Annotated in this window: 21 protein-coding genes; 17 read left to right on the plus strand and 4 right to left on the minus strand. The window is 71.2% G+C overall.

What is annotated here, in order from left to right:
* Window positions 1–14 precede the first annotated feature (14 nt).
* From ACIGXO_RS21835 to crcB, 8 genes are all read left to right on the plus strand, one after another.
* A complete protein-coding gene (locus ACIGXO_RS21835) occupies window positions 15–1,121 on the plus strand; it encodes a YihY/virulence factor BrkB family protein (protein WP_399789214.1) in 1,107 nt (368 codons plus the stop codon).
* Window positions 1,122–1,161: 40 nt separating this feature from the next.
* On the plus strand, window positions 1,162–1,668 hold the full coding sequence (locus ACIGXO_RS21840) for a phage holin family protein (RefSeq protein ID WP_399789217.1): 507 nt from the start codon (window positions 1,162–1,164) through the stop codon (window positions 1,666–1,668).
* Entirely contained in the window at window positions 1,665–2,090 is a 426-nt protein-coding gene (locus ACIGXO_RS21845; protein WP_399789218.1) for a DUF3618 domain-containing protein, read from the plus strand. Before ACIGXO_RS21840 ends, ACIGXO_RS21845 begins: the two co-directional genes overlap by 4 nt.
* Window positions 2,087–2,353: a DUF4235 domain-containing protein gene (locus ACIGXO_RS21850; protein WP_399789221.1), complete on the plus strand. Its 267-nt coding sequence runs from the start codon at window positions 2,087–2,089 to the stop codon at window positions 2,351–2,353. Before ACIGXO_RS21845 ends, ACIGXO_RS21850 begins: the two co-directional genes overlap by 4 nt.
* Before the next feature lie 148 nt (window positions 2,354–2,501).
* Complete coding sequence (locus tag ACIGXO_RS21855; RefSeq protein ID WP_031061614.1) at window positions 2,502–2,693, plus strand: DUF6381 family protein; 192 nt, start codon at window positions 2,502–2,504, stop codon at window positions 2,691–2,693.
* 144 nt (window positions 2,694–2,837) lie between these two features.
* Window positions 2,838–3,674, plus strand: coding sequence for an undecaprenyl-diphosphate phosphatase (locus tag ACIGXO_RS21860; RefSeq protein WP_399789224.1), 837 nt, complete (start codon window positions 2,838–2,840; stop codon window positions 3,672–3,674).
* Between the two features lie 28 nt (window positions 3,675–3,702).
* The gene (locus tag ACIGXO_RS21865) at window positions 3,703–4,200 is read left to right on the plus strand and encodes a CrcB family protein (RefSeq protein WP_399789227.1); all 498 of its coding nucleotides are present in this window, start codon (window positions 3,703–3,705) and stop codon (window positions 4,198–4,200) included.
* Window positions 4,197–4,571 carry a fluoride efflux transporter CrcB gene (gene crcB / locus ACIGXO_RS21870; RefSeq protein WP_399789230.1) on the plus strand — a complete coding sequence of 125 codons (375 nt, stop codon included), beginning with the start codon at window positions 4,197–4,199 and terminating at the stop codon, window positions 4,569–4,571. Before ACIGXO_RS21865 ends, crcB begins: the two co-directional genes overlap by 4 nt.
* A 34-nt stretch (window positions 4,572–4,605) precedes the next feature.
* Here crcB and ACIGXO_RS21875 read toward each other — a convergent pair whose 3' ends face one another.
* Complete coding sequence (locus ACIGXO_RS21875; protein ID WP_399789232.1) at window positions 4,606–6,663, minus strand: phosphocholine-specific phospholipase C; 2,058 nt, start codon at window positions 6,661–6,663, stop codon at window positions 4,606–4,608.
* A 258-nt stretch (window positions 6,664–6,921) separates the two neighbouring features.
* Between ACIGXO_RS21875 and ctaD the strand changes: the two genes are divergently transcribed.
* On the plus strand, window positions 6,922–8,631 hold the full coding sequence (gene ctaD / locus ACIGXO_RS21880) for a cytochrome c oxidase subunit I (protein WP_399789235.1): 1,710 nt from the start codon (window positions 6,922–6,924) through the stop codon (window positions 8,629–8,631).
* Window positions 8,628–9,011 carry a cytochrome c oxidase subunit 4 gene (locus ACIGXO_RS21885; protein WP_399789238.1) on the plus strand — a complete coding sequence of 128 codons (384 nt, stop codon included), beginning with the start codon at window positions 8,628–8,630 and terminating at the stop codon, window positions 9,009–9,011. The genes ctaD and ACIGXO_RS21885 overlap by 4 nt, the downstream gene beginning before the upstream one ends.
* Here the strand turns inward: ACIGXO_RS21885 and ACIGXO_RS21890 are convergent.
* Window positions 8,998–10,674, minus strand: a complete 1,677-nt coding sequence (locus ACIGXO_RS21890; RefSeq protein ID WP_399789241.1) for a cytochrome bc complex cytochrome b subunit — start codon at window positions 10,672–10,674, stop codon at window positions 8,998–9,000. The genes ACIGXO_RS21885 and ACIGXO_RS21890 overlap by 14 nt on opposite strands.
* 258 nt (window positions 10,675–10,932) lie before the next feature.
* Window positions 10,933–11,274: a DUF6479 family protein gene (locus ACIGXO_RS21895; RefSeq protein WP_399789244.1), complete on the minus strand. Its 342-nt coding sequence runs from the start codon at window positions 11,272–11,274 to the stop codon at window positions 10,933–10,935.
* 360 nt (window positions 11,275–11,634) lie between these two features.
* Here ACIGXO_RS21895 and ACIGXO_RS21900 point away from each other — a divergent pair, with 360 nt between their 5' ends.
* From ACIGXO_RS21900 to ACIGXO_RS21915, 4 genes are read left to right on the plus strand one after another with little or no spacing between them, the layout of a single operon-like run.
* On the plus strand, window positions 11,635–12,423 hold the full coding sequence (locus ACIGXO_RS21900) for a SigB/SigF/SigG family RNA polymerase sigma factor (protein ID WP_399789247.1): 789 nt from the start codon (window positions 11,635–11,637) through the stop codon (window positions 12,421–12,423).
* A 55-nt stretch (window positions 12,424–12,478) separates the two neighbouring features.
* Window positions 12,479–13,492, plus strand: a complete 1,014-nt coding sequence (locus ACIGXO_RS21905) for an iron-containing redox enzyme family protein (RefSeq protein ID WP_399789250.1) — start codon at window positions 12,479–12,481, stop codon at window positions 13,490–13,492.
* A gap of 53 nt (window positions 13,493–13,545) precedes the next feature.
* Window positions 13,546–14,199: a HemK2/MTQ2 family protein methyltransferase gene (locus tag ACIGXO_RS21910; RefSeq protein ID WP_399789253.1), complete on the plus strand. Its 654-nt coding sequence runs from the start codon at window positions 13,546–13,548 to the stop codon at window positions 14,197–14,199.
* Complete coding sequence (locus tag ACIGXO_RS21915) at window positions 14,180–14,398, plus strand: CDGSH iron-sulfur domain-containing protein (RefSeq protein WP_399789256.1); 219 nt, start codon at window positions 14,180–14,182, stop codon at window positions 14,396–14,398. Before ACIGXO_RS21910 ends, ACIGXO_RS21915 begins: the two co-directional genes overlap by 20 nt.
* A 43-nt stretch (window positions 14,399–14,441) precedes the next feature.
* On the opposite strand, the gene ACIGXO_RS21920 is transcribed toward ACIGXO_RS21915, so the two are convergent.
* A complete protein-coding gene (locus ACIGXO_RS21920; protein WP_399789694.1) occupies window positions 14,442–16,538 on the minus strand; it encodes a catalase in 2,097 nt (698 codons plus the stop codon).
* A gap of 387 nt (window positions 16,539–16,925) precedes the next feature.
* On the opposite strand from ACIGXO_RS21920, the gene ACIGXO_RS21925 reads away from it, so the two are divergent.
* The 3 genes from ACIGXO_RS21925 (at window position 16,926) to ACIGXO_RS21935 (ending at window position 20,527) form a co-directional block, all read left to right on the plus strand.
* On the plus strand, window positions 16,926–18,062 hold the full coding sequence (locus ACIGXO_RS21925) for a Vms1/Ankzf1 family peptidyl-tRNA hydrolase (protein ID WP_399789259.1): 1,137 nt from the start codon (window positions 16,926–16,928) through the stop codon (window positions 18,060–18,062).
* Window positions 18,063–18,553: 491 nt separating this feature from the next.
* The gene (locus ACIGXO_RS21930) at window positions 18,554–19,558 is read left to right on the plus strand and encodes an SDR family oxidoreductase (protein ID WP_399789262.1); all 1,005 of its coding nucleotides are present in this window, start codon (window positions 18,554–18,556) and stop codon (window positions 19,556–19,558) included.
* Between the two features lie 12 nt (window positions 19,559–19,570).
* Window positions 19,571–20,527 carry a TIGR03557 family F420-dependent LLM class oxidoreductase gene (locus ACIGXO_RS21935; protein WP_399789265.1) on the plus strand — a complete coding sequence of 319 codons (957 nt, stop codon included), beginning with the start codon at window positions 19,571–19,573 and terminating at the stop codon, window positions 20,525–20,527.
* Window positions 20,528–21,081: the final 554 nt, after the last annotated feature.

Raw genomic sequence — 21,081 nt, forward strand, 5'->3', positions numbered from 1 at the left:
GTAACCCACGACGTATGGCACGGACAACGCGACCGGGGGGCCGGGAGGGCCCCGCTCACCGCGCCGGAGAGGGCCCCGGGGAACCGGCGGCCCGGATTCCCGCTGCGCGGCAGGAAGCAGGTGCGGAACCGGCCTCGCGCCGGGAACCGTCCCCGCGCAAGGAGCCCGACGAGCCGACCGAACTGCCCAAGAAGTCCTGGTGGGCCGTGCTGCGCGGCACGGTCAAGGAATTCAAGGACGACGAGCTGGCCGACCGGGCGGCGGCACTGACGTACTACGGCGTGCTCTCGCTGTTCCCCGCGATGCTGGTACTGGTCTCCCTGCTGGGCGTCGCCGGGGAATCGACGGCGCGGCAGGTGCTGGACACGCTGCAGCGGCTGGCGCCCGGCTCCGTACGGCAGGTGCTCACCAATGCCATTTCGCAGCTGCAGGGCAACGCCGGCGTCGGCTCGCTCGTGGCGGTCGTCGGCCTGCTCGTCGCCCTGTGGTCGGCCTCGGGGTACGTGGCGGCGTTCATCCGCAGCTCCAACGTCGTCTACGACGTCGCCGAGGGCCGCCCGCTGACGAAGCTGCTGCCGCTGCGGCTCGCCCTGACGGTGGTGCTCATGTTGCTGGCCATCGTCAGCGCCGTCATCGTGGTGTTCACGGGCGGGCTCGCGCAGCAGGTGGGCTCGGCGCTGGGCATCGGTGACACCGCGCTGACGGTCTGGTCGATCGCCAAGTGGCCGGTCCTCGTGTTCCTGGTCACGACCATGATCGCGATCCTCTACTGGGGCTCGCCCAACGCGCGGGGCCGCGGCATCCGGTGGGTGACCCCCGGCAGCTTCCTGGCCCTCGTCATCTGGCTGCTCGCCTCCGCTGGCTTCGCGGTGTACGTGGGGAACTTCGCCTCCTACAACAAGACGTACGGGACCCTCGCCGGCGTGATCATCTTCCTCGTCTGGCTGTGGATCACCAATCTGGCCATCCTGCTCGGCCTGGAATTCGACGCCGAACTGGCGCGTGAACGGGCGGTCGCCGGTGGCCACCCCGGCGACGAGGAGCCGTACGTGGAGCCACGCGACACCACGAAGTGGAGCGAGGAGGAACGCCGGCGGGCCGAAGCCCCGGGCGAAGCGTGATCCGCACAGGACGCGGCCACGGAAAGGCAGATGATCGGTGATGAGTACTGCGGAGAAAACGGCGACGAACACGTCCAGGACAACGCGGCCTGCCGAGGAACGCACGGCGGTACGCGGCGGCCCGCCGCCCACGTATCCGGCCACGGCCCCGCGGCCACAGCACACCGAGGATTCGGTGGGCGAGCTGGTCTCCCGCGCCTCGCAGCAGGTCTCGCAGCTGGTACGCGAGGAACTGCAGCTGGCGCAGGCGGAGATGGCGCGGAAGGGCAAGCGGTTCGGCCTCGGCGGCGGGCTCTTCGGCGGCGCCGGAGTGATCGGCTTCCTCGCGCTGGAAGCCCTCGTGGTCGCCGCGATCGCCGCCCTCGCGCTGGTACTGCCGGTCTGGGCGTCGGCCCTGATCATCACCGGCGTACTCCTCGCGCTCGCCGGAATCCTGGCGCTGACGGGCAAGAAGCAGATCGCCCGGGCGACCCCGCCGATGCCCCAGGAGGCGATCGCCGGCGTCAAGGCCGATGTCGCCGAGATGAGGGAGAAGGCCCACCGATGACCATGACCGGTAAATCCCAGAACAAGCACGCGTCCGATTCCCCCACGCCGGAGGAGCTGCGGGAGCGGGTGGAGCACACCCGCGAGGAGCTGGGCCGGACCGTCGAGGAGCTGGCCGCCAAGGCGGATGTGAAGGCGCGCGCGAAGGAGAAGGCCGGCGACGCCAAGGCCAAGGCACAGGAGGCGGCCGAGGACGCCAGGGCCAAGGTCCAGGACGCCGTCGGCCACTCACGGGCCCGGATCCAGGACAGTACGGCTCACGCGGCGCAGCGGGGCCCCGTTCCCGTACTGGTCGTCGGCGCCGCCGCGGTCCTCGTCTGGCTGCAGGTACGCCGGCATCAGCGGGGCGGCCCGGCCGCGCGGAGCGTTCGCCGGCTCAAGGGGGCCGGCCGACGCAGCACCCGTGCCAGGAGGAGCCGATGAACGCGGCGAAGATCGTGTACACGCCCGTCGGAGTGGCGCTGGGCGCCCTGAGCGGCATGATCGCCGGGGCGCTGTTCAAGCAGACGTGGAAGCGCATCGGGCACGAGGAGGACACCCCGAGCGCCAGAGACGAGGACCGCACCTGGAAGGAAGTGCTGCTGGCGGCGGCGCTGCAGGGCGCCATCTTCGCGGTCGTCAAGGCCGCCATGGACCGCAGCGGCGCCACCGCCACGCGCCGCATGACGGGGACCTGGCCGGGCTGACGCCGCCGGAAGGGCGGCCGGCGCCTTTGAGAAGGCGGTCGGCGCCTCCGGATGCGGACGGCGCGGAGAGCTGGTTCGCTGGGAGGGCCCGCCCGATTTCTCGGACGGGTGTCTCGGACGTGGTGTCTCGGACGTGCAAGGAGTGATCATGGGCATGGACGGTGAGGTCGGCGGCCGGATCCGGCAGATGCGGGACAAGGCGAAGGAGCTGTCCCAGGCCGCGGAACGGACCAGCGACCCGCAGGACCGCAAGCGGCTCCAGGAGAAGGCCCGCAAGCTGGAGAGCCAGGCGGAGCAGGAGTCGAGCATGGGCAGCGGGGACATCTTCCCGATGCAGTAGGGCGTGGTCCCATCCTCTACAGTCACGTCCGTCCGCCACACCCGTGGCGGGCGGACGTTTCCGTGAGCGCGCCGCGCGCCGAGTCCGTGAGTGACGCAGGCCCGCCCCACAGCGTCGCCCATCGCCTTCCCGCAAGGACGGAACTTGAGCGCCATCACCATCGGACAGGCCGTCGTTCTCGGCATCGTGGAGGGAGTGACCGAGTTCCTGCCCGTCTCCTCCACCGGGCACCTGAAGATCACCGAAGGGCTGATGAACATCCCGGTGGGCGACAAGGCCGTCGTCGCCTTCACCGCCGTGATCCAGGTCGGCGCGATCGCCGCCGTCTTCGTGTACTTCTTCCGCGACATCGTGCGGTTCCTCACCGCGTGGGGCCGCGGCCTCGCCCACCGCGAGCAGCGGGACAACCACGACTACCGGTTCACCTGGTGGGTGATCTGGGCGACGATCCCGATCGTCCTGGTCGGACTGGCCGCGAAGCCGCTCATCGAAGGGCCGCTCGCCTCGCTGTGGGTGGTCGCGGGATCGCTGATCGTCGGCAGCGGTGTGATGTGGGCGGCGGACCAGCTGGGCCGGCACAAGCGCGGCGAGGAGGACACCACCTTCAAGGACGCGATGCTCGTCGGCTGCTCGCAGATCCTCGCGCTGCTCTTCCCCGGCTTCTCCCGCTCGGGCGCCACCATGTCCACGGGCCTGATCCTGGACCTGAACCGGGTCGCCGCGACCCGGCTGTCGTTCTTCCTCGGCCTGCCCGCGCTGACCGGCGCCGGCATCTACGAGCTGAAGGACGCCGTCGGCGCCGGGGCAGACATCGCGCCGCTCGTCGTCGGTACGGTGGTCTCGTTCGCCGTCGCGTACGCCTCGATCGCGTGGCTGCTGAAGTTCGTCGCCAAGCACTCCTTCAACGCCTTCGTCATCTACCGGCTGGTCATCGGCGTACTGCTGTTCGGCCTGCTCGGCGCGGGGGTACTGAACGCCTGACAAGGTCGGCGGTTACCCTGTCCCCGCCATGCTGAACGAACCGGTCGACTCCGATGTCGATCTTCACGTCCCGCCGCTGCCGGCCGCTGCACGGCGGGAACCGCAGGGCCCCGTCGTGGCCGTCATCGCGCTCGGCGGCGGCCTCGGCGCGGCCGCGCGCTACGGCGCCGCGCTCCTGTGGCCCACGCCCGCCGCCGCGTTCCCCTGGACGACGCTGGCCGTCAATGTGCTCGGCTGCGCGGTCATCGGCGTCTTCATGGTCGTGATCTGCGAGGCCCGGTCCCCGCACCGCCTGCTCCGCCCCTTCTTCGGCACCGGCGTGCTCGGCGGCTTCACGACCTTCTCCACGTACGCCGTGGACATCCAGCGCCTGGTCGCGGACGGCGCGGCCGCCACCGGCCTGGCGTACCTGGCACTGACCCTCTTCGCGGCCCTGGCGGCGGTCCGGGCCGCCGCCGTCGGCACCCGCCGCCTCCTCTCCCGGAGGCGCGAAGCCGGGCAGCAGGGCGAAGGGAGCCGGCGGTGAACTGGCTGCTCGTGATCGCCGGGGCGATGGCCGGGGCCCCGCTGCGCTACCTCACCGACCGGGCCGTCCAGTCCCGCCACGACACGGTCTTCCCCTGGGGCACCTTCACCGTCAACGTCGTCGGCTGCCTGGTGCTGGGGCTGCTGACCGGCGCGGTCGTCGCGGGCGCCGCCTCCTCCCCGGTACAGCTGCTCCTCGGCACCGGCCTGTGCGGCGCGCTGACCACGTACTCGACGTTCTCGTACGAGACGATGCGGCTGGCCGAGAGGGGCGCGCGCTTCTTCGCCGTGGCCAACGCCGGCATCAGCGTGCTGGCGGGCCTCGGCGCCGCCTTCGTGGGCGCGGCGGTGGCGCAGTCCCTCTGGGGATAGCGCCACCGCCGCGGCCGTTCGTACGAGTGCGTCGTCAGGCCGTGCGGATCGCCGGGTCGCTCACGCCCGCCTCGCCGGTCTCGACATGGCCGGCGAAGCGGCGCAGGAACGCCGCGTCGGCCTCGGAGGTCACCGTCAGGTCGTACCAGCGCTTGCTGGGGCGCAGGTCGACGGTGTGGGTGACGGTGGCGCCGGCCCGGACCCTGAACGTCTCGTCGGGACCGCCGTAGGCGTTGGCCAGTGTGAGGTCCACGTCGGAGCGGCCCGCGTTGGTGAACGTCAGCCGCACGTTGCCGGTGGTGCCGTCGTGACGGGCCGTCACCTCCGGGCCCGCGGTCTTGCCGGGCCCCTTGAAGACGCGCAGGAAGCCGTTCGGGCCGAAGACCGAGAGGTCGTACACGCCCTTGGAGTAGGCGGTGTTCCAGGTGTCGCTGACCGGCTTGCCCGCCGCCGCGGTGTACGTCCAGGGACCGTCGCTCCGGTTCCCCGCGGTCACGTAGAAGGCCGCGCCCGCCTTGTCGCCGCCGCCGAGGGTGAGCGTGTACTTTCCGGCCGCGGCGTCGGCCCTGCCGTCGGCGTGCGGGGCGTAGGGCAGGGCGCGGGCCGGGCGGGAGCCCTTCTCCTGGTGGGGGAGGGAGGGGCTGGCCGGGGGCTTGGGGACGTAGTCGTCGTGCCGGTCGCCGTCCGGCGGGCGGTAGCCCTCGGTGTCCGGGAGGGCGACCGGCTGGGTGTCGGGGTGCGCGAAGTCGAAGGCCGAGGTCAGGTCGCCGCAGATGGCGCGGCGCCAGGGCGAGATGTTGGGCTCGTGGACGCCGAAGCGGCGCTCCATGAAGCGGATGACGGAGGTGTGGTCGAAGGTCTCGGAGCAGACGTAACCGCCCTTGCTCCAGGGCGAGAGGACCAGCATCGGCACCCGCTGGCCCAGGCCGTACGGTCCCGCCGCGTACCCCTTGCCGCCCTTGTAGAGGTCCGGGCCGACGTCCACGGTGGAGCGGCCCTGGGAGTCGGAGGACGGCGGGTACGGCGGCACGACGTGGTCGAAGAAGCCGTCGTTCTCGTCGTAGGTGAGGAAGAGGGCCGTCTTGCTCCACACCTCGGGGTCGGAGGTGAGCGCGTCCAGGACCTGCGAGACGTACCAGGCGCCGTAGTTCGCGGGCCAGTTGGGGTGCTCGGTGAACGCCTCCGGGGCCACGATCCAGGAGATCTTCGGCAGCTTGCCGCCCTTGACGTCGGCCTTCAGCCGGTCGAAGAGGCCGTCGCCCTGCTTGACGTTCGTGCCGGTGCGGGCCTTGTCGTACAGCGGATCGCCGGGCTTGGCGTTGCGGTACTGGTCGAAGTACAGCAGCGAGTTGTCGCCGTACGTGCCCCGGTACGCGTCGTCGATCCAGCCCCACTTGCCGTCCGCGTCGAGCCCGTCGCCGATGTCCTGGTAGATCTTCCAGGAGACGCCGGCCTTCTCCAGCCGCTCGGGGTAGGTGGTCCAGCTGTACCCGGCCTCCTCGTTGCCGAGCACGGGGCCGCCGCCGGTGCCGTCGTTGCCCGTGTACCCGGTCCACATGTAGTAGCGGTTGGGGTCCGTGGAGCCGATCAGCGAACAGTGGTACGCGTCGCAGATGGTGAAGGTGTCGGCGAGCGCGTAGTGGAACGGGATGTCCTCGCGCGTCAGGTACGCCATGGTCGTCGCCGACTTCGCGGGTATCCACTGGTCGTACTTGCCGTTGTTCCACGCCTTGTGGCTGCCCGCCCAGTCGTGGTTGAGGTCCTGGATGAACTGCAGCCCCAGGTTGTCGGCCTCGGGGCGGAACGGCAGCACTTCCTTCGTGCCGTCCGACTGGTGCCACACGGTCTTGCCGCTGGGCAGCGAAGCGGGGCGCGGGTCGCCGAAGCCGCGCACGCCGCGGAGCGAGCCGAAGTAGTGGTCGAAGGAACGGTTCTCCTGCATCAGTACGACGATGTGCTCGACGTCGTCGATGGTGCCGGAGCGGTGCTGTGCCGGGATCGACGCGGCGCGGGCGATGCTGCCCGACAGCGCGGTGAAGGCCGCGGTGCCTCCGGCGAGTTGCAGGAAGCGGCGGCGGTCCAGATGCGGCATGGGCGGATGACCTCTTCGTCAGGTGGGGGGGTAAGAGTGGCGCATGGTACGCCAGGCAATTCTTGCGGCGTGTGCGCAGGCAGCGAAACCCCGCCTCACGATCATTGCGTGACCAAGAGGTGCCGATGACCTGACCGTGAGCCGAACCGTGGGTGCTCCTAACGGGTGGCGGCCGGCCGCAGGGCGCTGCGGACCGCGGCAAACGCCCCCGGTGATGTCAGGCTGGCGGGTGTCGGACCGGTCGGACGGAGGCTATCGGTGGTCCACGTTGAGCGGCAGGCGCGCGCGGCAGCCGCCGCGCAGCGCAGGATCGAGACCGGCAGCCGGATCCGCGGCTGGCTGACCACCACCGACCACAAGGTGATCGGCAATCTCTACCTCGTCACCGCCTTCGCGTTCTTCCTGTTCGCGGGGTTGCTGGCGATGCTGATGCGGACCGAACTGGCCCGCCCCGGGCTGCAGCTGGTCACGGCGGAGCAGTACAACCAGCTGTTCACCGTGCACGGCACGATCATGATGCTGCTCTTCGCGACGCCGATGTTCGCCGGCTTCGCCAACGCCGTCATGCCGCTCCAGATCGGCGCGCCGGACGTCGCCTTCCCCCGGCTGAACGCGCTGACCTACTGGCTGTTCCTCTTCGGCGGCCTGATGGTCGTCTCCGGCTTCCTCACCCCGCAGGGCGCGGCGTCCTTCGGGTGGTTCGCGTACGCGCCGCTCAACGGCGCCGTCCGCACGCCGGGGGAGGGCGGCGACCTGTGGGCGATGGGCCTGATCCTGTCCGGGCTCAGCACGACGCTGGGCTCGGTGAACTTCATCGCGACCATCATGACCCTGCGCGCGCCCGGCATGACGATGTTCCGGATGCCGATCTTCACCTGGAACGTGCTCTTCACCTCGATCCTCGCCCTGCTGGCCTTCCCGGTCCTCACCGCCGCGCTCTTCGCGCTGCTCGCGGACCGGAAGTTCGGGGCGCACGTCTTCGACGCGGCGTACGGCGGGTCGATCCTCTGGCAGCACCTGTTCTGGTTCTTCGGCCATCCCGAGGTCTACATCGTGGCGCTGCCGTTCTTCGGCGTGATCACCGAGATCGTGCCGGTCTTCAGCCGCAAACCGGTCTTCGGCTACGTCGGCATGGTCGGCGCGACCATCGCCATCACGATGCTCTCGGCGACCGTCTGGGCGCACCACATGTTCGCCACCGGCATGGTGCTGCTGCCGTTCTTCTCGCTGATGTCCTTCCTGATCGCCGCGCCCACCGGAGTGAAGTTCTTCAACTGGATCGGCACGATGTGGCGTGGCTCGCTGTCGTTCGAGACGCCGATGCTGTGGGCCGGCGGCTTCCTGGTGACCTTCCTGCTCGGCGGGCTGAGCGGGGTCCTGATCGCCTCCCCGCCGCTGGACTTCCACGTCACCGACACCTACTTCATCGTCGCCCACCTGCACTACGTCCTGTTCGGGACGGTGGTCTTCGCGATGTTCGGCGGCTTCTACTTCTGGTGGCCCAAGCTGACCGGCCGGATGCTCGACGAACGGCTGGGGAAGATCCACTTCTGGACGCTGTTCGTGGGCTTCCAGCTCACCTTCCTCGTCCAGCACTGGCTGGGGTCCAACGGCATGCCCCGGCGGTACGCCGACTACTTCGCGGCCGACGGCTTCACCGCCCTCAACACGGTCTCCTCCCTCGGCTCCTTCCTCCTCGGGCTGTCCACGCTGCCGTTCCTCTACAACGTCTGGAAGACCACCAAGTACGCGGCGAAGGTCGGCGTGGACGACCCCTGGGGCTGGGGCCGGTCACTGGAATGGGCCACCTCCTGCCCGCCGCCCCGGCACAACTTCCACGCACTGCCCCGCATCCGCTCCGATTCGCCCGCCTTCGACCTGCACCACCCCGAGGCGTACCGGCTGCCGGCCGGGGAGCACGGGACCGTGGAGCCGACCCCCGACACGCACGGAGAGCAGGGCCGATGAAGGCCGAGGCATACCTTTTCGGCGGCGTCGCGGGGTTCTTCTTCGTCGTGGACGTCATCTACGCGCTGGCCTCCCTGGAGCCGGCGGGCGTGGCGGCGCTGACCGTCTCCTGCCTGATGGCCGCGGTGGTGTCCTTCTTCTGCGCGATGAACCACCGGCGCAAAGGGGCCCGGCCGGAGGACGACCGGCAGGGGGAGGTCATGCAGCGGGCCGGCCGGCTGGACTTCTTCCCGCCGAAGAGCGGATACCCGCCGCTGACCGCGCTGGGCGCCGCGGTCGCGGGCCTGGGCATCGTCTTCGGGCTGTGGCTGTTCCTCATCGGCTTCGGCGTGCTGGTGGCGGGCGCCTACGGGATGGTCTTCGAGTTCAACGACCGCTAGCGCGGTCCGGGCCGGCGGTGCGTTCGCTGATCTCCAGCCGCTGCTCCGGTTCGGCCGGCAGCGGGACGTGATCGCGGTAGTACCAGCCGCTCAGCGCGATCCGCAGCCGTTGGCCGCGCGAGGTGCGCCCGGCCGCCGGGCGGGGCAGCGGCTCGGGTACGTCGCGGACGAGGATGACGTACTTCCGCTCCGCGGAGATGCCGGTGTGCCCCTCGCCCAGCGCGCCGTAGACGCTCTGGGTCACCTCGCCGGTCTCCTCGCCCTCGGTCAGCAGCTCGCGGTCCGCCGCCTGCAGGGCGAGGCAGAGCCGCTTGGTGAGCCAGAAGGCGATCACCGGCCCGAGGACGAGGGCGGTCCGCAGCACCCACGTGAGCGCGTTGACCGAGATCCGGAAGGAGTAGGCGGTGACGTCGTTGCCGCCCGCCAGCAGCAGTACGGCGTAGAAGACGAGCGCGGCCACGCCGAGCGCCGTACGGGTGGGGCGGTTCCGCGGCCGGTCGCAAAGATGGTGCTCCCCGCGGTCCCCGGTCACCCACCGCTCGAAGAAGGGATAGAGGTACAGCGACATGAAGAGCAGGCCCGGGAGCACCAGTGTGGGAATGAAGACGTTCCACATGACCGTATGGCCCCACAGATTCGTCTCGAAAGGCGGCATGAGCCGCAGACCGCCCTCCAGGAATCCCACGTACCAGTCGGGCTGGACGCCGGTGGACACCTGATCCGGGACGTACGGGCCGTAATCCCAGACCGGATTGATCTGGGCCAGCGCGCCGAGGCAGGAAAGTACGCCGAAAATCATCAGCAGGAAGCCGGTGGTCTTCACCGTGAAGTGCGGGACCATCGGCTGTCCGACGACGTTCCTGTTGGTGTGGCCGGGCTTGTTCCAGTGCGTGTGCTTCAGGGTCACCACGAGCAGCAGGTGCAGGCTGATCAGCGCGATGATGATTCCCGGGATGAGCAGGATGTGCAGCACGTAGAGGCGCGGAATGATGGCCGTTCCGGGATAAGCGCCCTGCCAGAGGAAGAAATTGAGATAGCTGCCGACCAGGGGAATGGAGGTCACGATGGCATTCGCGGTGCGCAGCCCCGTGCCGGAGAGCGAATCGTCCGGGAGGGAGTAACCGGCAAAGCCCTCCAGCATGGACAGCATGAAAAGCGTGACGCCGACCATCCAGTTCAGCTCGCGCGGCCGCCGGAAGGCCCCGGTGAAAAAGACCCGGAACAGATGGGTGCCGATCGCGGCCAGGAAGACCAGGGACGACCAGTGATGCATCTGCCGGATGAGCAGCCCGCCGCGCACTTCGAAACTGATGTCGAGGGTGGAGGCGTACGCGTGCGACATCCGCGTGCCGTCCAGCGGAATGTGCCGGCCGTGGTAAACGGTCTCCGCCATGCTCGGGTCGAAGAACAGCGTCAGATAGGTGCCGGTGATCACCAGCACCACGAAACTGTAGAGCGCGATTTCCCCGAGCAGGAAGGACCAGTGGTCGGGGAATGCCTTGCGGAGCAGTGCCTTGGCCCCCTCGGCGAGGGGAAGCCGCCGGTCAAGGGCGGTGAACGCGGTGCCGGCCGCCCCCTCGGCCCGCTCCTTCAGCCGGGCCCCGCGCCGTCGGAACACCTGTACCGGACTCCCTCCCGGGCCCTCGGCCCGGCCGCCGCTCATGACTTCCTTGCATGGCTAACCGGCAGGGCTCGGAGACAATCCGGAAAGGGCCCGCGCGGCCACCTCACGGCCGGTTGTTCAGCCGTTCGGCGGAGCGGGGCGGCGTGGCGGGGAGGCCGGCCGGAAAGCCGAGCGGGAGGCCGGCCGGAAAAGAGCACGGTCCGGCAGAAAAGGGCATGACGAAGCGCGGCCGGTCGCGTTCTCCGCGCTCGGTCGCTTCACGGGCGGGCGGCGGTCAGGCGCCGCGCGCCCGGCACGTCAGCCGTTACCGAAGGAGCCGCTGTGGCCCTCCTGCCATTTCGGCGGCTTTTTGCCTTCCTCGTCCGGGCGGGTGCCGCGGGTGCCGTCGAACTCGTACGGCGTCCGGCGGTGGCCGTCCTGGGTGACCTCATCGCCCGTGCGCATTCCCGTTTCGTATCCGCGCGGGTCCTTGGGCATCTTCGGCTGTTCTTCGGCGGAGGCCGGCCGCGACCGCTTGCGGCGCAGGCCGAGGGCCACGGCGCCGATGAGCAGGAGCACGACGGCGAGGCCCACGACGAACGGACCGATGCCGACGAGCAGGTCGCGGTTGGGAGCCGCCAGGGACTCATAGCTGGTCATGTCGGCCGGGTACCCGCGAATACCGGAAACGACACGTGTCACGCATTCGGCCGAGCGGGGATTTCCGGACCGTATCGGCGGCCGCGCACGGTGTTGCCAGGACACTTCCGCCGCACCGCCCCCGTGAACGGCCGCCGAAAGCCGCGCCCACGGTGCGCGGGGCGGTGAAGTGAGAAAATGTGGACAGTGCGCAGAGGATTCGCCGCCGGGCGGTGTCCGGATGTCCGGGTACCCGGCCAGCGGTTTGGGAAACGAGTGTTTCAGCCGGAAAGTAAAACTGCCGGCAGCCGGTAACGCGGCGAAAAGCCGCTGTTCCCGGCGCTGCTGCCGGTGCCGGAATCCCGACGGAAGGGAAGGGCCATGGCCGCCACCACCGCGCTCCGCCGCCATCAGGATGCTCCGGACACCGACGCCGCCTTCGCCCAGCTCGCCGAGCTGGCGGACGGACCGGTCAGGAAGAAGGTCCGCGAGGAGATCGTCTGCGGCTGGCTCCCGATGGCCAACCGCCTCGCCCGCCGCTACAGCGGACGCGGCGAGACCGAGGAGGACCTGCGGCAGGTCGCCGCGGTCGGGCTGCTCAAGGCCGTCGACCGGTTCGACCCGGCCTCGGGCACGCCCTTCCCCGCGTACGCCATCCCGACGATCCTCGGTGAGCTGCGGCGGCACTTCCGGGACGACCTGTGGGCCGTCCACGTGCCGCGCCGCACGCAGGAGCTGCGCGCCACCGTCCACCAGGCACGCGAAGCGCTGGAATTCCGCAACGGCTCCGGCTCCCTCACCATCGGCGACCTGGCCGAGCACACCGGCCTGTCCGAGGAGGACGTGGTGCTGGGCCTGGAGGCGCAGGGCGCGTACACGGCGCTGTCGCTGGAGTGCCCCATGAGCACGGACGCCGGCCACTCCTTCCACCTCGCCGACTTCCTGGGGGACGAGGACCCGGAGCTGGAGCTGGTCGAGGAGCGGCTGTGTGCGGCACCGGTGCTGCGGGCCCTGCCGCCGCGCGACCGCGCCATCCTCTACCTGCGGTTCTTCCGCGACATGACGCAGAGCCAGATCGCCGAGGAGATCGGGATCTCGCAGATGCACGTCTCCCGCATCCTGCAGCGGTGCTGCCGCCTGGTGCGCGTCGAGGTGACACCGCAGGCGTGACGGGCACCCGTGGCCCGTGAGTGTCACCGACGACGTCCAGGGGTGGAGAACAGCGATGAGCGACGAGCCGACCGGTCCCGGGCTGCCGCGGGACCGGGGCCCCGTCTCGGCGGCCGTGATCAGCGCGCTGCGCGACGGCGGCCCGCCGGCCGCCGGCGACGCGGCCGCCACCGCCGATCCGTACGGCGACGACCTGCAGCTGGCGCTGTACGTGGCGTACGAACTGCACTACCGCGGCTTCGCCGGAGTCGATCCCGCGCGGGAGTGGGACCCCGACCTGCTGCGCCTGCGCGCCGTACTGGAGCGGCGCTTCCTCGACGCGCTGCGGGCCGACGCCACCCGGCACGAGAACGCGGCGGAAGCGCTGGACGAGCTGCTGGTCGAGCCGGTCGGCGGGGACGGCGTCCCCCATGTGCTGGAGCGCTCCGGCACCCGGGACCAGCTGCGCGAGTACGCCGCCCAGCGCAGCCTGTACCACCTCAAGGAGGCCGATCCGCACGCCTGGGTGCTGCCGCGGCTGTGGGGGCGGGCCAAGGCGGGGATGGCGGCGGTGGAGTTCGACGAGTTCGGCGGCGGGCGCCCCGAGCGCGTGCACGCGCAGCTCTTCGCCGACCTGATGACGGACCTCGGCCTGGACACCACGTACGGGCGCTACCTCGACGCGGGCAGCGCGGAGATGCTGGCCCTGGTCAACCTGATGTCCCTCCTCGGGCTGCACCGGGCGCTGCGCGGAGCGCTCGTCGGGCACTTCGCCGCGGTCGAGGTGACCTCCTCGCCCGCGTCCCGCCGGCTGGCCGCGGCGATGCGGCGCGCGGGCGCGGGACCGGCCGCCGAGTACTTCTACACCGAGCACGTCGAGGCCGACGCGGTGCACGAACAGGTCGTACGGCACGAGGTCGTCGACGGGCTGCTGGCGGCCGAGCCGCACCTGGAGCGGGACGTCGCCTTCGGCGTCGACGCCACCGGCTTCCTGGAGGACCGCTTCGGCGCACGGCTGCTGGCGGCCTGGCGGGCGGGGGAGTCGGCACTGCGGGTGCCGCTGGGGCCGGACCTCGCGCACGTGCCGTGATCCTCTCCCGTACACCGGTCGTTGAAAGAGATTTATCCGGGTACTTCTGCTTTGTGCCTCTGATAACACTTCCCGGGGTCTATGCCCCACAGGACGACACCGCGCTGCTGGCCGAGGCGCTGCGGCACGAGCCGCTGGTGCAGGACGCGCAGGTGCTGGACATCGGTACCGGCACCGGCGCGCTGGCGCTCGCGGCGGCCCGGCGCGGCGGCGAGGTCACCGCCGTCGACATCTCCTGGCGCGCGGTCCTCGCGGCCCGGCTCAACGCCCGGCTGGCCAGGCTGCCGGTACGAGTGCTGCGCGGCAGCCTCTTCGGGCCGGTGGCCGGCCGGCGCTTCGATCTGATCCTGACGAACCCGCCCTACGTCCCCGCGCCCGAGGCGGTGCTGCCCCGGCGGGGCAGCGCGCGGGCCTGGGACGCCGGGCACGACGGGCGGCTGGTACTGGACCGCATCTGCCGGGAGGCGCCGCGGCTGCTGGCGCCCGGCGGCGTCCTGCTGCTCGTGCACTCGGCGCTCAGCGGTACCGGGCCCACGCTGCGGCTGCTGCGGGAGGCGGGGCTGGACGCCGTCGTGGTCGAGCACCGCTGGGTGCCCTTCGGGCCGGTCCTGCGGTCGCGGCATAGCTGGCTGCGCGGCCAGGGCCTGGTGGCGCCCGACGAGGAGAAGGAAGAGCTGGTGGTGATCCGTGCCGAGCGAAGCCTCTGAACCGGCCGACCCCCGCGCCGTACGCCGCCTCACCCTCGAGAAGGACGGGCCGCTCCTGGTGGAGGGCCCGGTCGAGGTGCGGCTGGAGGACGGCACCGTCGTCTCCTCCGACCGCTTCTGCGTGGCCCTGTGCCGGTGCCGGCGCAGCAAGCGCTACCCCTGGTGCGACACCAGCCACCGGCGCCGCACGCAGCGCTGAGGCGCGTGCGGCGCCGGTGGCCTTGCGGGCCGGCGGCCCTGCGTCAGCGACGCAGCGGCGGCCGGTTCCGGTGCCGGTGCGCGGCGACCGCCTCGATGAACGCCTGCGCGAACTGCTCGCTCGCCGGGCCCACCGGGTGGTGCGTGACCACGCCCTCGTCGGAGACCGTGTGCTCGTGCTCGTCGGCGGTCCGCAGCCGGGCCGGCTCCAGCAATTTCAGCACGTCGATGCCGGTGCCCAGCGCGGCGATCGCCTTGCCGTGCCGGTAGGCGTCCCGGACGAACTTCAGCACCGCCGGGTCCTGGGCCGTGCGGGGCACGGAGGACGGGTCACCGGGCAGCACGACCGCGTCGTAGAGGACCGAGGCGACGGTGGGCAGCGCCCGGTCCACGGGGTGGGTGACGCCGTCGGAGCCGGTGAACTCGCCGTCGTGCGGCGCGAGCACCTCGACGTTCGCGCCCTGCGCCGAGAGCGCGGAGCGGATCGTGTCGACCTGGTCGGCGTCCACGCCGTCCGAGACCAGCACGGCGATCTGCCGGGTGGCGATCGAGCCGTCGCCACGGTTGTTCTCGAAGCTCAGCGCGGGGGAGGGCGTCACATCGGGCGTCTCCTGGCGCTCCGGCGGGGCCACGCCGATGCCCTCGGCGACCGCGACGGCCAGGGTGTGGTCGACCCGGGCCAGCTGCTCGACGACCCGCGCGCGGACCTCCTTCGCGTTCACCTTGCCCAGTTCGAAGCGGTACGCCTCGACGATGTGCTGCTGCTCCCACTCGGTCATGCTGTGCCAGAACATCGCGGCCTGGCTGTAGTGGTTCTGGAAGCTGTCGCTGCGCTTGCGGATCTTCTGCCCGTCGACCCGCTCGGTCAGGTGCCGGAAGGCGGACTCGTCGGCGCCGGCCACCGCGGGGCAGCCGCCGGCCAGGGAGTTCTTGGTGTAGCTGGTGTTGCCGCGGTGGATCCTGCTCTGGTGGAAGCCGTCGCGCTGGTTGGTGCGCACCGGCGCCACCGGCGCGTTGACCGGGATCTGCGCGAAGTTCGGGCCGCCCAGCCGGAGCAGCTGGGTGTCCAGGTAGGAGAAGTTACGGGCCTGGAGCAGCGGGTCGTTGGTGAAGTCGATACCGGGGACCACATTGGCCGTGTGGAAGGCGACCTGCTCGGTCTCGGCGAAGAAATTGTCGGGGTTGCGGTTGAGCACCATCCGCCCGATGGGCTGGACCGGCACCTGCTCCTCGGGAATGATCTTCGTGGCGTCGAGCAGGTCGAAGTCGAAGCTGTGCTCGTCCTCCTCCGGCACCAGCTGCACGCCCAGCTCGTACTCCGGGTAGTCACCGGCCTCGATGCAGTCCCACAGGTCGCGGCGGTTGAAGTCCGGGTCGCGGCCCTGGGCCTCCTGCGCCTCGTCCCACACCAGCGAGTGCACGCCGAGCTTCGGCTTCCAGTGGAACTTCACGAACGTGCCCTTGCCCTGGGCGTTCACGAAGCGGAAGGTGTGCACGCCGAAGCCCTGCATCATGCGGTAGCTGCGCGGGATCGCGCGGTCCGACATCAGCCACATGATCGTGTGCAGCGTCTCGGGCTGCAGCGAGACGAAGTCCCACAGCGTGTCGTGGGCCGAGGCCCCGGTGGGCATCTCGTTGTGCGGCTCCATCTTCACCGCGTGCACGAAGTCGGGGAACTTGATCCCGTCCTGGATGAAGAAGACCGGGAAGTTGTTGCCGACCAGGTCGTAGTTGCCCTCGGAGGTGTAGAACTTGGTCGCGAATCCGCGCACGTCCCGGACCGTGTCGGCCGAGCCGCGCGGCCCCTGGACGGTGGAGAAGCGGACGAACACCGGCGTTTTGACGTCCGGGTCCTGGAGGAACGCGGCCCGGGTGAACTCCGCGCAGGACCGGTAGGGCTGGAAGTAGCCGTACGCGCCGGAGCCGCGCGCGTGCACCACGCGCTCCGGAATCCGCTCGTGGTCGAAACGCGTGATCTTCTCGCGGAAGTGGAAGTCCTCCATCAGCGTGGGCCCGCGCTCGCCGGCCTGCAGGGAGTCATCGGTGTGGTCGACCGGCACACCCTGGTCGGTGGTCAGTGGCCCGTCACTCGGGTCGTCCGCGTAGTACCGCTCCCGTTGCTCCTGCTTCTTGTCCGCCATCTCCGACATCTCCGGAGGCTCCTTCCCGCTCCGCGCCGTGCTGGAGTCGCCGACGAGGGCGCCTGGGGGCATGTGTCTCGGCTCGCCAGGTAACCGTTATCCGAGGCCGAGAAACCTCGGCTGGCCCAGAAGGGCGAGCCGCGAAAACCCCGTGATTCCGGGGCTGTGGCGGCCTTGGAGAGGCCCGTCGGGCCGGTACCGGCGCAGCCGAGATGAACTGCATGAACAGTGGCAAAGAGGGCACCCCGAAGAGTGATGGCACCACCGCATCGGCCACCGCTTCAGCCACCGCGGCGACGACGCCCCTGAAGAGCGGAATCACGGCCTGCGAAGCCCTCCTTCGAGGCCCTGTATCTGGTGATCGCCCCATTCCGAGGAGGAAGCGCCATGCGACTCTCGCTCCTGCAACCGCTCATCGAACGACCGGGACCCTGGGCTTCCGTGTACGCCGATGTCTCGCACGGCACGGAGGACGCGGCCAAGCAGCAGGAGCTGTCGGCACAGCACGCGGCCGATCAGCTGTCCGGCCAGGGCGCCGACGCCGCCACCTGCCGCGCCGTGTACGACGCCCTGCTCACGCTGCGCAGGCCGGGCGAATCGCTGGCCCACGCGGGCCGCGCCGTCTTCGCCACCGGCGGCGAGGTCGTCCTGGACACCCCGCTCGCCGGGCCGCCCACGATGCGCGGCGCCACCTGGTCGCCCGTGCCCCGGCTGGCCCCCCTGCTGGACGCGCTGGGCGAGAACCCGGTCTGCCTCGTGGTGTACGTGGACCGGACCGGCGCCGACTTCGAGCTGCGCAGCGACACCGCGCGCGAGAGCGCGGGCCAGGTCAGCGGCGAGGACTACCCGGTGCACCGGACGACCTCCAGCGACTGGTCCGAGCGGCACTTCCAGCTCAAGGTCGAGAACACCTGGGAGCAGAACGCCGGGGAGATCGCCGAGGCCACCCAGGAAGCCTTCGCGCACGCGGGCGCGGACCTCATCCTGCTGGTCGGTGACGCCCGCGAACGCCGCGCGGTGCGCGACCGGCTCCCCGAGCGGCTGCGCGGCGTCGCCTACGAGAGCGAACACGGCGGCCGGGCCTCCGGAGCCGACAGCACCCGGCTGGACCGGGACATCGCCCAGGTGCGCGCCGGGCTCGAACAGGACCACGTCATGGACGCCGTGCAGCGCTTCCAGACCGGCGCGGGCCGCAGCGACGGCCAGTCCTCGGTGACCTCCGGCGTGCCCTCCCTGGTCGAGGCGGCCCGCGAACACCGCATCGACACGCTGCTGATCAGCCCCGACGGCGGCGACGCGGGCCGCGAGGTCTGGGTCGGTCCCGACCCCGACCAGCTGGCCGTGCGCGGCACGGAGATGCAGTACCTGGGCGAGATGCACCCCGCGCCGGCCCGCGCCGACGACGCCCTGCTGCGGTCCGCGGTGGCCAACGGCGCGGAGGCCGTACTGCTGCACCACAGCGACCCGGTGCCGCCCGGCGGCCTCGGCGCGGTGCTGCGCTGGTCCACGCCCGTGACCCACTGAGCGGCCGGATCCGGGCCCGGACGGATCGCCGCCCCGGCGTTACGCACGGGCCCCGGCGGGCACCCGGGGAATGCCGGCGGGTCGGCGGGCAGGCGCACTGCCCCCGCCCCCGCCCAGGCGCCGGCCGCCCGCACCACGCACCCTCCCTGGAGGACCCGTGACCACGCCGCAGCCGCCGGGACGCCCCGGCACCCCGCCCCCCGACCCGGTGCCGCCGACGCCCGGGCCGGGCCCGGGATCGCCCGGTCCCGAACCGGGGCCGGGTCCCGGCCCGGTGCCCGCGCCCGGACCCGACCCGGTGCCCCCGGCGCCGAACCCACGGCCAGAGCCGGATCCGGTACCGCCCAATCCGGCACCCCCGACGCCGGGCCCGGCGCCCGGCCCCGCACCCGACCCCGTAACGCCGCCGCACACCCCCGAGGAGTCCGGCCCGGCCGGCTGACCGGCCGGGCGGGTTTCCCCCTCGGGGGACCCGTCCGAGGAGACCGCCGATGAGCCAGACCGTCGTCGTCACCGGAGCGAGCGCGGGCGTCGGCCGCGCCGTCGTCAGGGAATTCGCCCGCCGGGGCGCCAGTATCGGGCTGCTGGCCCGCGGCCAGGCCGGCCTCGACGCGGCCGCCGGCGAGGTGGCGGCGGCCGGCGGCCGGGCCCTGGCGCTGCCCACCGACGTCGCCGACCCGGCCCAGGTCGAGGCCGCGGCCGACGCGGTCGAGGCGCAGTTCGGGCCCATCGACGTCTGGGTCAACTGCGCCTTCGCCGGGGTCTTCGCGCCGTTCACCGAGGTGCGCCCCGCGGAGTTCAAACGGGTGACGGAGGTGACGTACCTCGGCTTCGTGCACGGTACGCAGACGGCGCTGGCCCGGATGGTGCCGCGCGACGCGGGCACGATCGTGCAGGTCGGCTCCGCGCTCGGCGAGCGGTCCATCCCGCTGCAGTCCGCGTACTGCGGTGCCAAGCACGCGATCCTGGGCTTCACCTCGTCGGTGCGCACGGAACTGATGCACGACAAGAGCAACGTACGGATCACCGTCGTCCAGCTGCCGGCCGTCAACACCCCGCAGTTCTCCTGGGTGCTCTCCCGGCTGCCGCGGCGGCCGCAGCCGGTGCCGCCCATCTACCAGCCGGAGGTCGCCGCGCGCGGCATCGTGTACGCCGCCGACCACCCCCGGCGCAAGCAGTACTGCGTGGGCGGCTCCACCACGGCGACGGTGCTCGCCAACCGGCTCGTCCCCGGCCTGCTGGACCGCTATCTGGCGCGTACGGGCTTCGACTCGCAGCAGACGGACGAGGAGGCCGAGCCGCCGGCGCCGGACAACCTCTGGAAGCCGGTCGACGGCATGGACGGCCGGGACCACGGGGCCCACGGCTCCTTCGGTGACGCGTCGCACTGGCGCTCCTGCCAGCTGTGGGCCACCGAGCACGCCCGCGCCCTGGCCGTCGCCGCGGCCGCCGGGGCGCTGGCCGTCGCCGGCCTCGCGCGGCGGACCAGGACCTGATGAGGAGCTTTGATGACGGAGTACGGCTATTTCCTCTCCTGCGAGGAGCACGACCCGCGCGCACTGGTGGAACAGGCACGCATGGCGGAACAGGCCGGATTCACTTCCCTGTGGATCTCCGACCATTTCCATCCGTGGAATGACGAACAGGGCCAGTCGCCCTTCGTCTGGTCGGTGATCGGGGCGCTCGCCGAGGCCACGTCACTGCCCGTCGAGACCGCCGTGACCTGCCCGACCAAGCGGCTGCACCCGGTGATCACGGCACAGGCGGCGGCCACCAGCGCGGTACTCCTCAATGGCCGTTTCCGGCTCGGCGTGGGCAGCGGCGAAGCGCTCAACGAGCAAGTCGTGGGCGGCGAATGGCCGCAGACCTCGGTCCGGCTGGAAATGCTGGAAGAAGCGATACAGGTGATGCGGTCGCTCTTCGAGGGAAAGGAAGTCAGTCACCACGGAAAGCACTACACCGTGCAGAACGCGCGACTGTACACCGTTCCCGAGGAGCCGGTGCGGATCGATGTCTCCGGCTTCGGGCCGACCGCCACGGAACTGGCCGCGCGGATCGGCGACGGATTCATCACCGTCGCGCCGGACGCGGACGCGATCGAGCGGTTCCGGCGGGGCGGCGGCGGGGGCAAGCCGGTGCACGGCGGCCTGAAGGTCTGTTACGGGACCGACCGCGAGGAAGCCGTGCGCACCGCGCACCGGCTGTGGGCCAACGAACAACTGCCGGGCGAACTGGGACAGGTACTGCCGACCCCGCGCCATTTCGAGCAGGCTTCGACCCTTGTCACCCGCGATCAGGTGGCATCCGCCGTGACCTGCGGCGACGACGTGGAGGCACATGTCGCGGCGGTGCAGGAGTACGCGACCGCCGGATTCGACACCGTCTATGTGAACCAGATCGGACAGGACCAGCGCGGTTTCTTCGACTTCTATCGCACAAAGGTATTGCCTCAGCTGAAGGACTGAACACACCGGCCGCCGGGAAGAAAACCCGCGGGGCGAATACGCAGCGAATGCCGTGTGGCGGCGGGCCCTGCGGTGGCGGGGCCTCGGCCCGCCGCCCTACCGTGGAATTTCCCCGAGCCCGAGTGACCGGATATCCGAACGGCACGTCAATGCTGCGGACCACGTGACGGGCACATGAATTCCCCCGCCGGTGCGGCGCGCCGGCCCGGCCGTTCAGGAGATGCGATGTCCAGTCCTCCCCGGAGCCCCTCATGCACTCAGTCGGCCGGCGGAGCCGTGGTGCTCCGCCCGCCGGAGTTCGACTGCGCCCGCGTCACCCAGGCCCGCGAGGAGATGCTCATCCTCCTCAACCGGGGCGCCGCGAGCCTCCTCGTGGACCTCGGGGCCTGCTCCACGGTCTGCGCGTGCTGCGGCGTGCCCGCGCTGGTCCGGGTCTTCCGGCGGGCCCGGGCGCTGGGCACGGCCTTCCACGTCATCGCGCCGCGCAGCGCGCAGGCCCGCCGGCCGCTGGAGGACGCGCAGCGGGTGAGCCGGGAGCCGTTCCCGCTGATACG

The sequence above is a fragment of the Streptomyces sp. NPDC053542 genome, from assembly GCF_044544685.1.
Classification (GTDB): Bacteria; Actinomycetota; Actinomycetes; order Streptomycetales; family Streptomycetaceae; genus Streptomyces.